Here is a 16,224-nt window from a genome sequence, read left to right as displayed (position 1 = left end):
CTGAAAGATCAACGCGTCGCGATCGATGTCCGCGGCGGTCAGGAAAAACTCGAGCGGCGTGTTTTCGGTGCCGACGATCGGCGGCACGCCCACGAACCGCGGCGGCTGATTCACGTTGTCAACGGTGATCGAAACCGTTTGTTCGGCGATTGCAGACCCGTCGCTTGCCCGCGGGATCACACCTGGATAGCTGCCGCTATCAAACGCACTGGGTGTCCAAGTGAATGTGCCGGTGAGCGAATCGAACTGGTACCCACCGGGCAGACCGCTGGTCGACGGATCGAGTTGATAAAAGAGCGCATCCGCATCCGGGTCGCTGCCGGTGACGGTAAAGGTCAACAGAGCTCCCTCGGCGACGGTTTGGTCAATGATCGGCTGCAAGGTCGGCGACTGATTGGACGATCGCGCGATCAATTCGAACGAGGAGTTGGCCGTTTCGATACGCAAGCCGTCGCCATTTCCGCCGTCCATCGCGGTCACCGTCACCGTCTGCGAACCGACATCGCCAGGTGTCGGAACCCACGTGATTTGCAACCTTCCCGGCGAGGGTTCATCAACGGACGCACCGGCGGGCAACCCGTCGGCGGCAAGTGTCAATGATTCACCATCGCGGTCGCTGGCGGTGACATCGATGACGATCGGTTGCCCGACGACCGCGACACGGTCGCCGATGGGGGCAATCACGGGCGGTGTGTTAGGCGAATAAACACTGACGACAAAACTGAACTCCGAACTGTTTCCCAACGCATCGGTTGCGACCAAAGTCAGCGGGTAATTGCCACCGTCTTGCCGCGTCGTCGCCGCCGTGACGCGGCCGCTGCCATCGCCATTGTCAGTAAAGCTGATGATCGAAGGTAACGCAAAACCACTCGCCTCGGATTCCAAACGGAGTGTCACGGCATCGCCATCGGGATCGCTCGCCGAAACATCCAGCGTCACGGACTGTCCCGCATCGAGCTGCTGGGTACCGATGGGAACAATCACCGGCGGCACGTTACGCTGATCGACGATGATGCGAACGGTTGTGGTGTCCGAGAGGATGGGGCCGGTGAGTCCCGATGAAGCGCCGCCGTCGTCCTCGGCATGAAAGACAACGTCATAGGTGCCTTCGGAGTCGGCGGCGGTCTGCCAGCGGAAGGTGGCGGTTTCTGCATCGAAGGTGGCTCCGTCGGGCAACCCGGCCACGGAATACGTCACCGGGTGCGGCTGGTCCCCGACGACGATCAATTGGCCCTGCAAGTCCCGTTGCGGGGGAGCGGAAAGCGGATGGTCGGGATCGAAGGCGGCGACTTGGAACGTCACCAACTGGCCTTCTTCAACCTGCCACGTTCCAATCCGGTCCAGTTGCGGCGGCCCGTTGCCGGGCAAGACTTCCACATTGAGTGTGACACGGGTTTGATGCTGACCGAAGCGGTTTGAGCCCACCGGCTCGTCTGCTTGCTCCGGGTCGAAAGCGATCAACGCTGCATCGTCAACCGCATCGCTCACCACGATCGTGATCTCGTATTGACCGGCCTGCCAGAACTCGGGCGTCCAATCGAACTGGCCGGTTGTCGGATTCAGCGTGGCGCCGGCGGGCAGCAATGGACTTTGAAATCGCAGTGCGTCGCCGTCAACGTCGCTGGCCACAATCTGCGTTCGAATCCGTTGGCCTTCGTTGACCACACGCAGTCCTGGATGGACGACGCGCGGCGGCATGTTGACCTGATCGATCACGATCCGCGTCAGCGAGGTCGTCGCGGTTTGTCCATCGCTGACGCCGAACCGCACGTCGTAGCTGCCGGCCGCATGCGCGTCGGGCGTCCAGCGGAACCAGCCGTCGCTCGCATCCAAGGTCGCCCCGGCCGGTAGATCTTGGGCAAAGAAGATCAAGTGGTCGTCGTCTGCGTCGCTGGCCGTCAATTGAAAACGGATCGCATCGCCCTCGCGTCCATCGATCTGCAGCGGCAACGGCTCCAGCACCGGCGGCTGATTGGCGCCGACGATTTCCACCTGGAACGACTGCAAGGTCACGGCGCCGAACGCGTCGACCGCCGCCAAGACGACGTCGACCCGCGGCAGATCACCGGCAGGCATCCAGCTGACCTCACCGTCATCGGGGTCAACCTTCATTCCGGCGGGACCGGCGTACAACACAAATCGGACCGGATCATCGTCGGCGTCATTCACCGACGGTCGGTAGCGATACGGCAACCTCAGCGGCACCCTCGTCGGCGGGTCGCTTTCGAACTGCGGCGGCGCATTGGCCGACGGGGTCGCGATCAGTGAGTGGTCAAAGTCGACGCGTCGTCCATCTTGCAGCAACACGCTCACCGTTCGACCCGCAATCGTTTCCCCGGGGTCCAGCCGACCGTCGGTCAACTGGTCTGACAAATCGATCAGGTAGCGACCGATATCGTCTCGAGCAGCACCCTGTGGGACGGCACTGGTATCCGCCGAAGGATCTAAGCTGAGCATGACCGGCAACAACAACGGTCGCGTCGTGATGTTGGTGATCGAAACATCGTAGGAGATCAACCCGCTGCCGCGATGCAACCGCGAATTGGAAAAGTCCAGGCGTGTGCCCGACCCCAGATCCGAGAGTGCTTCAAAGGAAGACGTGTAGTCTGTGCCCAACGGCGTCGAGTCGGCGGCGGAAACGGTCTCGCGAACGGTCAAGGTATAGTCACCGCCGATCAGCGGCGGAAAACTGAGCGTCGCAACCTTGCTCGTGACGTCGTAAGCCACACCGGTTGGCCGATAGGTTCGGCCGCTGTCATGGGTCAATCGATAGTTGTCTGCGTTCATCACCGATGCCGACTCCGACGAAGCGGCTTGCGACGGGAGAGTGACCAGCATGTCGCGATCGAAGGTGACCGAAACTTGGCCCAGCGGCAGCACGATCGCGGCATCGGCCGGCGGATTGGTCGCGATAACTTGGGGAGCTTTCAACAACGACAGCTGATCAACTTGATTCGACTGGCTGACAAGCACGCGACCCTCTGCGGTCGTGATCACCACATCGCCGCGGGTGCCGCCGTCGGCCACCAGAACACTTTGCAGCGACGCCGTCTCGATCATCAACAACCGGCCCGCCGCGACACCGGCCGGATCGTTGGTCGAAACAAACAGCAACCCGTCCAAATCGGTGCCCGATTGACCAAAGGCGAGTGAGTCCAACGGCAATCCGCTGCTGAACACGCGTTCGGGTCTGGCCAACGCGTCGTAACGAATCACGCGGTCGCGTCCGGGCCAACTGATCGCCCACAACACGCCGGCAGGAGAGAACGCCAAACTGCCGACGCGGGTTTCGCTGTGTGGGCGGAATCGCTCGGTCTGCGGATCAAACACTTCGATGCCCGCCGCCGTCGACACATAAATGTCGCCCGTCGCGGGATCGATCGCCAGCGACTGAGTCACGCCGCCACCATACTCGGCAAGGATTTGGCCCGTCGACGGATCGAGTTGCAACAACGGCCCACCACCGGTCGCGGCCCACAGTCGATCTTGGGCGTCGAGTTGCAAGTCATAGATCGGATGTTCCAGGACCGTCAACAACTCCGCCGTCACGCCCAAGCCGCCGACGCGATACAGCTCATTGCGTCCCGCACCGCCGCTGACCAGGAACTCGCCGCCACCGGCAAGGGATGGGTCGCTGCTGATCTGCACGATCGCCAACGGACCGATGCCCGCGCCGCTTGAATCAATCCCCGTCGCAAAGGACTCTGCCGTGAACGGACGCAGTACCGTTTGTAGCTCCGGTGGATGAACCGACGAGACACGCGAGCGGCGTTGACTTTGTGCTTCGAGGAACAACGCGTTGGTCGGCACGGACGAATCAGCCATCGCCTCGGGCAAGTCTTGCAACGTCGGCCGGTCGACCTTGGGCAATCCTCCCAAATTGGCTTGGCCGCCGTCGGAAGGAATGCCTCGTGAGCCGTCGACCGGCACGCCGGCCGGAACGGCGACGTAGTTCGTCTCGCCACCGGCCTGTGACGGCGACAGGTAGCTGGGGCGTTCACGGTTTCCAGCTTGATCGCGGGCCAGCGCCAGGAATTCATAGCTCGCGCCCACGACACCGTTAAACGTCACGCTGCCCGTTTCGGCACCCAGCACGCCAGCGCCGGCGACAGAATTGAGGTCTGCACCGCCGATGATTTTGAAGTCACCGCCATCGGTCGCGACATACAACGTGACCCGCCCGACACCGCTGCCGGCGTCATCGTCTTTGCTGCTCCAACTTAACCGGTAATCGCCCGAGTTGCCTCCGACAGAATCGACGGACAATCGCGTCGCCGGTTCGGTGGCGTCCAGCGTGTTGGTCACGGTCGGCGTATCTTGCGGCGGAGCGACATCGGTCAACACGCGTGCCGACGCAACGATCCGGCTGCCCGTCGGCGTGGCGGCTTTCGGTTCGATGGTGTAGCTGACAAATCCCGCGCCGTCATCTTGAAGCGTTTGCGGTGGCAAGATTCCGCGGTCGACGTCTTGCAGCAACTCGCCCGTCAACGGATCGATCGCCTGCAACAACCACGTCGCGATCGATTGACTTTGGTCCACGCCGGCGCTGACGCGCAAGACAAATCCACGACTGTCGATGAAATCAAAATCCTGTTGGAATGTCGAGCGGCCGGCGGGGATCGACACCATGATCTCTCCCACCTGCAGATCGCCGAGCTGGAATGTTCGGGGATCCAAATCGTCATCGAGCTCCGTGACCACACGCACTTCGGACGCCGTGGCGTTGCTACCCGGCGCGTTCTCGAATCGTACGGTGTATGGCAGTGCGGTGTCGGTCGGAACGAACTGCTCGTCTCCCACGCCGACCGGACCGTTCATCGTGGCTTGTGCCCCCGAAGCGACCGGACCAAAGAATCGTTCAAAGTCGATCGGAGTTTGATTGAAGCCCAACTCCGGCAGCAACGTGCACTTTCCGTACGGCACATAGATGTTGAATCCGGTGGTCGCCGTGGGGTGACTCAAATTCAGATCGTAGCGTTCGAAATCCGCCAACGCGTTGTTTCCACGCAGCGATTCATTGTGTCCGTACCAGCTGCGGACGTGATCGAAAAAGGCAACCAAATCGCCGTCGGCGATGATCTCTTGACCGGCCGGACCAATCAAGATTCCACTGCTGAGCACCGCCAGTTGACTCAGCACAAACGCGTCTTCGCGGGGCGGCGGCGGGACGTCCTGATCGCGCAATACGCCGCCGTCGGCCAGCGCCGTGACGAACAGCGTCGTCCACGTCTCGGCATCGGCGGCCAAAGAAGAAAGCGCGCCATCAGCCGTCGGATCATCCAAGATCGCCTGTCGCAGTCGGTCCGCCTGATCGGTTTGAAACGCGATGAACTCGTCGGCCGTCATCGGTGTCGCGGAAGCGACGCCGTGAAACGAAAACGCGATCGTGTCGCAGGGATCAAATTCTACTTTCTGCTGACGCTCATGAATCGCTCGCCATGTTTCCGTCAATCCCGGAATGATCTTATCCAAGTCTTCCGGCCCGTTTTCCAGTTCACCCTCCAACTGCGGGAACCGTGCATACAATTCATCGCGAAGCGCCGCGAACGCTTGCTGCGGATCGATCAACGGCAACAACCCCGGATACGTCGAAGCCGAAAAATTGAACGCCGAAAAATCTCCGGCGGCTAAATCCAGGATCACGCCCGGGGCGAGTTGTTGTCCATCGGTGTTGACTTCGCTACGCAACCGGGCCCAGGGGACTGCCGGTTCGGACGCGATTCGCCCTTCGGCTGCTGCCGGCGGCCGGCCGCGCAGATTGCTGCTGAACGTCACATAGTCCAATCCAAACACCGCGGCGTTGGTGCCGAGTTCTGGCACGCCGAACTGGAATACCGTGTACGGCGCATCCACGTTGCCGGCGTTTTCAACACTGACGCTGTAGAACCCCGTCTCACCGGGCTTGAGAACCCGCGGACCATCGATACCCACGATGGTTTCCGGTTCAATCACACGCTGCACCAAAAACCGATAGGGCTCCACCGCCGTTTCGCCATCGGGATTGATCACGTTGACATCGTACAAACCGCGGGGTTGACCGGTCAGATCAAAAACGCCGCGAATGTGCGTGCTGTCGATCACCTCATAGCGTTCCGCTTCAACCTCCCCGAACAACGGCCGCACCAACTTCAGCGTCGCGTCGGGGTCAAACTGAGTCCCACGAACGCTCAAGGTGACGAACTTGCCGTCGCCGCCGCGATCGGTTTCGACCTCGGTGATCGACAACGGCAATGCCTCGGCCAACAGGCGGATCTTCTGAACGCTCCCCTGCGGTGCCGACGAGTTTCGCACCAAAACGTAGTAGCGTCCGGGCTGGGTGTTGGGAATCAACAGCGTGGCGTCTGGTCCAATTCGACCGATCGGATTGAACTGGGCGGTCCCCGGTCGCGGCACGTCGTCGTAACGAACCAAGACGTTATTAAAGACGTCGGGCGCGTCACTTTCCAGCGTCACCCGAATCGTTTGATCGCGTGGCACCTCGATCTCGTACAACTGGACGCCCTCACGCTTGAGGGTTGTGTTGTGCGGCATGCCCAATGTCAGCGTGTTGGTGCTAACGCTGAAGCTGTTGCCGGAGACGGCTTGGTTATTCCCTTCGCCGACACCCTCGACGACTTCATCGAAGATGTCGGTCCGGACCAGTAACCGATAATCACCCGCACTGACCGGCGGGATCACGCCGGTCAACGTCGCGGTGTAAGTTTCACCGGGATCGAGTGGATCATGATTATTTGATCCGGTCAGCCGCGTCGTATGCGGGACTTGACCGAGACGAATATCGTCCAAGTCCCATTGACCATCGGGCGACAGATAAACGGCGTCGGCCCAACGTCCCGTGATCGCATTGGCACCGATTCCGTTTGCCACGGTGAACTCGACCGTGAACTCGTTCCCGGAAACGAAATTTCCAGAGGGCGATGTAATCGAATCCGGTTGGATCACCAAATCGCCAGGGGCGGGCGGGTTGACGATGATCGGTTGGGCGCTGGCCGTGATGTTGTTGTTTTCGTTTTCCAGTTCGAAAACCTGGCCGCGGGGGTTGTTAAAGGATCCCAAGTCGGCGGCCACCAGCAAGTAATAGGCCCCTGTGAGGTCCCGTGGCAGCCGCGGCGCCACACAAGTCACCATCTGGTCGTCACTGACTTCGCAGGTCACGTCAATGCCCTGGCCGGCGCCGAGACCGTTTCCGTGCGAAACGCTTCCCAAGAAACGGTCCTTGGCGGTGTCCAAAAACTCATCGCGTGAAAGATAGAAGACGTCTTGCCACGATCGCTGTCGCAACGTTGTCGCACCCCCATCGTTGAACACGCGATAGCTGAATTCCAGCGGTTGTGCTTGCGTGACTTGAGCGGGCACGACGAGATCGCGAATCTGCAAATCCGGCGCGACGACTTGAGTGATCGTCAGCGGCATCGCCACGACATTGTTGTCTTCGTCCAAGAACTCTGGCACGCGATCGGCAAATTGCAGATCACGACGGCCCGGTGCATCGGTGTAAATCAACACGTAATACTCACCCACCAGGTCGACCGGCAACTCGACGGAGATTCCCGTGTCATAGAACTGGCCGATGTCCATCGGTCGACTGAATTGCTTGAGCGCGCCGAGTTGCAAATCCGTTGGGTCCAGTGTCGCGTCCTGCGATAGAAAAACGAGATCCGACCAAAGCGTTTCGCGGACCGATCGAGTGCCCGTGTTGGTGACCTGGTATTGCACATCCAAGGTTCCACCGCGCGGCGATGAGGCTTCGCCGGGTTGCGGATCCGTGACCCCTTGCAACGACGCCGATGTGATCTCCAGGTCCGGTTCGGCGTACTGCACCGTAAACTCAACGCTGCCCCAGTCGTTGGCGTAGTCATCGGGCGCTTGATAGGCGACGTTCTGATACCCATCCGAGTACGTCTCCACCAAGAACGGTGTCGTGGTGGCGCGAACATGAAAGAAATAATCGAAGGTCGTTTGATCGAGTGGAATACCGGCGGGCAAATCGACGATCAGCTCGGTCGTGTAAGACTCGCCCGCAGCGATGACGTGATCACCGGGATGTGGCACACTGCCTGAGAATTCGGCCAAGGAGTTGAGAAAGGGATTGACGCCGGAAAAGTAAACTTGATCCGTCCAGTACTCCGTGCCGTCCCACGTGTCGTGACCAAAATTGGTCACCGTCCATTGAACCCGAACCGGTTCGCCACTGCGAATGACACCGTCCCCGCTGGTTGCGTTCACCTGCACATTGGTGACGCGTAAATCTGCCGGCGGGCGTGGGGTGACGATCGTCGGATCGGCGAGATGATTGTTTTGCCGGTCAGGATCAGCCGGGAAGTGGGGTGTCTGGACGAAGACGTGACTGCCCTCTGCATTGGGAGGCAATCGGAACGTTTGGCTGCCCGTGTAGCTTTCGCCCGGTTGCAGGACGCCGACGTGCCGAGCGATGCCGAGTTGCCGACGCATGGCGAGCGGGTCGTCAAAATCGGCCGACTGGCTCAAGTGAATCGTGTCGAACCAAGCCGGTCGGTTGACGGGGCTTGGGCCGTTACCCACGTTGGTCACTTCCCATTGAACGGTGACCGATTCCCCGCCGACCAAATCATCGATCGGGATTCCGTTCGGATCGATCACCGATACCGATGTCACTTGCAAATCGTGGAACAGCGGCACACCCGCGACAGCGATCGGCCGCGCCCGGTAATTGTTGTTGTTCTTTTCGGTGGGGTCATCCGGATTGACGTACTGGCTGCGCGTCTGCTCGATCAGATCGGGCGATTCACTCCAGTTGGCCCACGGCGTGATGAAATATTGCAGTGATGGCAGCCCGGTCGGTAGCGTGACCAACACGACGCGCTCGTAGAATTCACCGACATCGAGAGTGCCGACATGCACCGACTGTTCGAGCAGGTAATCCCGGCTGAAGTTCGGCCGATCCTTGTCCGTCGTCAACCAAATGCTGTCCGACCAGGTGTCGGTGCTGGTCGCTGCGATACCGCGATTCGTGACGCGGTAACGAACTTCAATCTGACTGCCTTCGAAGGCTTGATCGGGGGAGACGACATGACTGGTGACCAGATCAACCGGCGGGATCGGCTGGACGTCAAAGCGTTTGAATTGGACGTTGTTGTCTTCGCGAGGAAATTCCCCCACCACGTCGTCGGCGTCGGTCTTGACCAAAATGTATTGATCGCCACCACGCGAAAGCGGAATCTGGATGCCGGTGATCGTCGTGCGATATTCGCTGAGCGCCGGATTGCCCGCATCGATGGCGGGCAGGGCACGGCCGTTTTCGACACGTCCTAACAGAACGTCGCCCGCGCCAAGCGTCGGATCCAGTGACAGGTAAACTTCGTCAAACCAACGCGTGTTCCCGGTGGCTTGCGTTCCTTGATTGCGGACGACAAAACTGATGTCAATCTCGCCTCCGGCACGCACGTCGTTCGGAACCAGGATGGAGTCCGACGGCACAAACAAATCGGGTCGCGGTGGCAGTCGAATTTCCAAAACATCATCATCCAGCGTCACATTGTCGTCTTCGGCCGACTCCAACACGCTGCCGTGTCCGAAGCCAACGTCACTGATGATTTCGACGCGAAAAACCCCTGATCGATTCGACGGCAGTCGAAACTGTTCCGTCCGGGAAACCGATTCGCCGATCGCCAACACCGACGTTTGTCGGATGCTTCCCAAACGAAACCGTTCGGCGGTTTCACCGGCGGCGACGACCTCGCGCAGCCAAACTTCGGTCGTCCAGGCGTTGTCGGTCGCAGCGGCGCCGTCGTTGCGTTCGGCCCAACTCACGTCAATCAGGGTCCCCGAATCGACCGGCAAGTCGGGGGTCACAATCGTCGCCGCGTCGACCGAAAGGTTGGGCAGCGGTCGCAAGCTGACGTCGATCGGCCCCGAGAACACGACGTTGTTGTTAAAACTCGCGAACCGGCCATCGTTGCGAGGTCCGAACACAAACTCGTACGGCTTTCGCGATTGGTTCGAATTGCTGTTGGCCTCAAACGCCAAATAGAACGTCCCCTCCAGCCCATCGGGCAACGTGACGTCTGTCGTCGCAGCCGCGGCGTAGGATTGGCCGACGCCCAGTCCGCCGTTGTGGATGACCTGACCCACGGTCGCGACAAAATTATCATGGTCCCGCCACGTTGACGGATCGGGGTTGCGAACCAGCGAGACCGTATCGGTCCATAGGTCTTCGCTGGTCGCTGCGATCGCCTGGCCGTCCGGCGGGACGACGTTGGTGACGGTCCAGGAGACCGCGGTGGGGACACCGCTTTGTGCGGCAGATGGCGCCGTGAAGCTGGTTACCTGTAGATCTGCGTAGACGCCCTTGACCAGATCGATTGCCGAATCCGAAGCGGCGGCATTGTTCGTCTCGTCGGGAACCAGCGGTCGCAGGGGATCATTCGTCGCCACCACGCCTTCGTAGATCGAGTCAGCGGCATCGGTCACGACAAACACGTTGACGCGTCCGTCAAAAATCGACCGGTTGACGATGGCCGCCAGATCGATCGAACGCTGATACCGATAGGCATTCTCTGGCAGGCCGACGTCACGCGGCTGCAACACTGCCGCTGGATCATGCCGGTATTCAGCAATCACGGGATCCGATGCGTCGATGACGTCGTCATCCGAGGCGATGATGCGATCGACCCAGCCTCCCGTTGCCGGCTCTTGGCCCTCGTTGGTCACGGTCCACTGAACCGTGAACCGGGGCGGCGCCGCTCGACTCAGATCACCGAAAAACTCCGTTGCGGGATTGCCGTCTTGATCGAGCACGGAAACATCACCGACGACTAAATCGGCATGGGTCCGTGTGACGTCGACAACGATCGCGTCGCTGCGATTGTCGCGATCGTCGCCAAATTCAACGATTTGACGGTCTGCGTCGGCGATCACGTACAAGCGAACTTGCCCGTCGGTCGCCTCCGGCAACGTCACGGTCAACGAGACCGGTTGTGTTCCGCCGACCGCCAGATCACCGGCATGGACGAACTGACCAATCTGGACGTCATCGTGATTGCCGATCAACGTGTCGAAGCTGATGAAGACACGATCAGTCCATGGCTGTGAAACGATTGCGGCGGATCCCGTGTTCTGTACCTGATACGTCAAGTCAACCGTAGCGGGGTTGCCACTGACAGTCGCCTGGCCGGTCAGATTGCCGGCGGCCAAATTCGGCAGATCGAACGCCACCATCTCCAGCGTCACCGTCCCAACGTCGTCGCCGCTGATCCGGTCACTGACCAAATAATCGAATCGGACCTGTCCGACGAAGTCTGTCGCCGGTTGGTAGCTGAACTCACCATCACCCAAGTATTGAAGCGTTCCGCTGATGTTCGACTGGTGGGACAGGACAACCAACGAGTCGCTCTCGGCGTCCGAATCGTTGGCGATCACGTTAAACGTGATTGGCGTGTTGTTGGCCGTCACGAACGTGTCGTCCACCGCGACCGGCGGCGAATTGGGCAGGCCAAACCGAACGAACACGTCACGCGTCGGAGACTGCAAATTGCCGTCGCCGACCGAAAATGAAAACGTGTCGGTTGAGTCGACGGACGGATCATTCGGCTGATAGATCACACGGCCCAATGCGTCGCTGACCGTCGTGCCCGACGCAGTGATCGCCGCCCCCGCGGAGACACCGTCGTTGGTTTGAAACAACGTCCCAGCGGTTGACAGCGATTCGATTTCCGCTGACAAGACATCGGCGTCCACGTCCGTCCCGCTCAGCCGGATCATCGAGGGCTCCGTCGGTGAAAGCCGCAGAGAATTCGTCAGCACGGCATCGACCGAATCCTGCCGGCCCGGCCGATTCAATATCGTCAACTGGTTCAGGACCCCCGAGCCCAATTGCCCGTGGTGGCCGTTGCCGGACACATCATGAGCCCGAATGCCGCCACGCTCATCGAGTGGCCAATCGGCGACTAACCCGGCCGAGTCCGGCGGCACCGCACGATCACGCCCGTCGGCGATCTGTGTCGCCCCGAGCGCCGTGTTCCACAATCGAACGCCGCCCAGTTGGCCTTCCCATGTGTATTGGGTCAATCCGCTGCCTTGGCCGATCTGAAGCGGCGATTGCGAATGTGTAATACCGCCGTCATAGCTCAGTCGATCGACTTCGACACCATCGATGTACAGCACCAGCGAATCGCCGTCGTAGGTGCCGGCGAGATGCGTCCACCGGTCGAGCGGCAACGGCGTCGAAACACGATAGCTCGTCCAGTGCGTGACGAAGAAGTGAATCTGACCGTTTTGAACGTAGACTCCATAGCCATCGGACCAACTGGACGCCGACGATTTCATCAGCACCGTTTCAAAGGTCGACCCGCCTTCGTTGCGGAACCAAGCTTCGACAGTCAGATTCGGCGGCCGCAGCGCGACATCATCATCGACATGGACGACATCATTGATCCCGTCAAAGTCCAACGTCGGACGCACAACACCGGCCAGCGGTCCATCATTGACAGGTGTCACGTCGATGCTGACGACGCCAAAATCCTGTCCGCCACGGCCATCCGTCACACGGTACGTGAACGTGTCACTGCCGGTAAAGTCAGCCCGCGGTGTGTAGCGAAACGTCCCGTCGGCTTCGGCGGTCACTTGCCCGTTCGCCGGTTGCGTGGCAATGTCCGCTTGCAGGGCATCACCGTCGGCGTCCAAATCGTTGGCCACCACATCAAGGATCGTCGCGGTGTCTTCGACGACAGCGAATGAATCAAGGACCGCTTCAGGCGCAGTGTTGCTGGCGTCACCGACGATCAAGTCCAACGACGTGGGTGAGACCAGGGGAAACAGAGACCGATTCCCCGTCAGGTTCGGCCCGCTAACAGTCGAAAACTGCCCTTCGACGCTCGTGTACGTGGCCACCGTGAACACATCATCGTCGGCCGGTTCGAACCCGCCGGAGACCGAGGTTTGAAGTGCCCCGCCGAGCGTCAGCGCGCCGGCGATCGTGATTAGCGGCAGCGATTCAGCATCACGCCCGGCCAGATCGAGATCGACGACGGAGCCCGGCGACAGGATGACATCCTCCGAGGCCGTCCACTTCGATCCGGGAACCAAACGCAGCGTGCCCTCGTTGACGAAGTCCTGCGTCACGAGATCACCGCCCGTCGACTGGACTACGCCCCGATTGATGATCCGGCTGCCGATGCCTGGAGTGGTCAATCGAATCGCCTGGCCATCGGATTCCGCGGTGATCGTTGTTTCGTTGATCAGCGTTGCACCGGTAACGATTGTCGACAGCGTGCCCGCGCCGCCGGCGAGATCAACGCCTGCGGCAAGTGTTACGGTCGAGTCGGTTCCGATGACTTGAACGGTCCCGGTTCGAGTCTCTGGAAATCGAATTTGACCGTTACCGGATAACGACTGCGTGCCAGAAAATGTCAACGAGCCGTTCGTCGCGGCGAGCCCGCCAACGCCGTCGTGCCCCACGAAGACCGTCACGCCGTCAAGCGTCAGACCGTTCTCGACCCTCATTCCGCTGCCGCCGATCACCAGATCGGTCTTCAGCGTCACGGCGTCCAACGTTCCACCGACCGGGATCAGTTCGCCGCCCGCAGTGGAGTCCACGGTGCCGCCCAGAATTCGACCGCCTTGGACAAGCTCCCAATCGCCGCTGCTAGCGTCTAACACGAAGTCGCGATTGCGATTGTCCAGTGTGCCGGTCAGTTGAACTTCGCCGCCCGAGCGGGCGAAATTGCCGAGTTGGTCGATGTCAAACAAGACCCCCGTTGATCCAAGACTGACCGTCGTGTCGGTGACGGTGATCTGACCGGGGTTGTTCCACTGACCACGCAAATTTAGCGTCCCCCCGGTTGTCTCGAGGGTGGACTCATTGACCAAATTAAACGCGGTCACCGTCGCGTTACTGCCAGTGATCGTTCCTCGATTGATGAATTGGGAACCGATGGCGGATGGGTTCAGATTCAGCGAACTCGTCGCGGAAACAGTGGCTTGATTGATGATCGTGACGTCTTGGCTATTGGAGGCGATCGACACCCTGCCGCCACTGATCGTGATGCCGGCCGGCAGAGTGAGCGTCGTGCCAGTCCCCGACACGCTCAGAAAGCCCGACTGGGTCGTCGGAAATTGAAACTGTCCGGTCCCGGCGATGGTTTGCGTCCCGGAGAAGATGAGTGATCCATTGCCGGCGGGCAAACCGTTCTCGGCGTCCCCACCCACGCCGACGGTGACATCCACCAGGGTCACGCCGTTGCGAATCTGTAACGTGCTGCCACGAATGTCCAGGTCCGTTTCCAGCGTGACGCCGTCTAGGAATCCGCCTTTCGGAATCAGACGCGCGCCGTTCTCGGTGTCGATGACGCCACCTAGAATTTGCCCGGCGGATCCCAGTTCCCAGTCACCCGTCGCTGCATCCAACAGCAAACGACGATTGCTGTTATCCAGCGTCCCAACGTTCGTCACCGTGCCGCCGGAGCGGTTAAAGTTACCCAGCTGATCGACAACAAATGTGACACCACTGGTGCTTAGATTAACCGCTGTGTCGGTCACATTGATCTGTCCGGTATTGTTCCACTGCCCACGCAAATTCAAGACGCCGCCAGTTGTCGTGAGCGTGGACTCATTGACCAAGTTGAACCCGGTCACCGTCGCGTTGTCGCCAGTGATCGTTCCTCGATTAATGAATTGGGAATTCGCTGCGGCCGGGCTCAGGTTCAGCGAACTGGTCGCCTGCATCGTGGTCTCGTTGATGACTGTGACGTCTTGGCTATTGGAGGTGATCGAGACCCTGCCCCCGCTGATCGCGATTCCCGCCGGCAAAGTGAGCATTGTGCCTGAGCCCGACACGCTGATCGTGCCTGTCTGGGTCGTGGGAAACAGAATCTGCCCGGTTCCCGCGATGGTTTGCGTCCCGGAAAAAGTGAGTGTCCCGTTGCCGGCAGGCAGACCATTCTCAGCGTCACCACCGACGCGGATGATCACATCGTCCAGAGTCAATCCGTTGCGTACCCGTAAGCTGCTGGCCCGGATGTCGATGTCTGTTTCCAGCGTGACTCCATCCAGTACGCCGCCTTTGGGAACCAGCTTGGCATCGTCCAGCGTGTCGATGACGCCGCCGAAAATTTGACCGCTTGAGCCGAGTTCCCAATCGCCGGTGTTGGCATCGAGTACCAGACGACGACCGGTGTTGTCCAGGTTCCCGATCAGACTGACCACGCCACCTGATCGATTCAGACTTCCGAGCTGGTCCACGACGAAGGTCGCACCACTTGCCCCCAGGTTGACGGCGGTGTCGGTGACGTTGATCTGACCGATGTTATTCCACTGCCCACGCAAATTCAGTGTTCCACCGGTCGTCTCGATGGTCGACTCATTGACAAGATTCACGGTGGTAATCGTCGCGCCGTTACCGCTGATCGTGCCACGGTTAATGATCTGTGAGTTGACCGCCGCCGCACTCAGACTCAGCGTCCCGGTTGCCGAGACGGTGGCGTGATTAATGATCGTGACATCTTGGCTGTTTGAGGAGATCGTTCCCTTTCCGCCGCTGATCGAAACTCCGGACGCCAACGTGAGTGTGGTTCCCGTTCCGATCGCATCGATCGTTCCAGACAATGTGTTGGAAAAAATGACCTGTCCCGTGCCGGACAAGGTTTGATTCCCCGAAAACCGCAAGGTGCCATTTCCCGGCTGCCCAAGATTCGGTTGATCATCGTCCAGCCCGATCCGAATGGTCGCGTCCTGCAAGCCCAGGCCGTCTTGGACGCTCAACAGTCCGCCGGCCACGATTGCATCGCCGGCGAGTGTCACGCCGGCCACCGTCCCCGCGGTCGCGATCAGTGCCGGTGAACCGTCCCCGGCAGTCGTCGCGAGCGTGGCGCCACGAATCGTCCCGCCCGTCAACCTGACGGGATCCGCATCAACCGAGACTGTCCCGGCCACCTCCAGCACACCGGTCGCGACGGTCAACGCTTCACTCGTCGTCACCGACAGCACGACTTGGTCCGCGCCGCGAAACTCGATCTCGGCGACGGAACCAGGGACATCGATCACCACATCGTCGCCGGAGGTGGGCAACTGATCACCAACCCAGTTTGCGGGATCTTGCCAAATGCGACCATCCCCACCGCCGTCCCACGAAACGGTCGCCAGCATCCGCCGATCTTCGAGATGCTCGATCAGTTGCCGACGCCGACGGTGTTGCCTCGCACGCGAGCGTCGCTTGCCTTCACGCCCGGTCGCCATTCGCACAATACTCAT

Annotated in this window: 1 protein-coding gene (running past one end of the window); it reads right to left on the bottom strand. The window is 60.3% G+C overall.

Features of this window, described 5'->3' with window-relative positions; translation table 11 throughout:
• On the bottom strand, window positions 1-16,224 hold the 5' portion of the coding sequence (locus TBK1r_RS30795) for an Ig-like domain-containing protein (protein WP_145219132.1). 13,785 nt of this gene lie to the left of the window's left edge; only the first 16,224 of its 30,009 coding nucleotides appear in the window; its start codon is at window positions 16,222-16,224; its stop codon lies off the left edge, out of view.

The organism is Stieleria magnilauensis, from assembly GCA_007753675.1.
Classification (GTDB): Bacteria; Planctomycetota; Planctomycetia; order Pirellulales; family Pirellulaceae; genus Stieleria; species Stieleria magnilauensis.
This window is presented reverse-complemented; position numbering and strand designations above follow the sequence as displayed.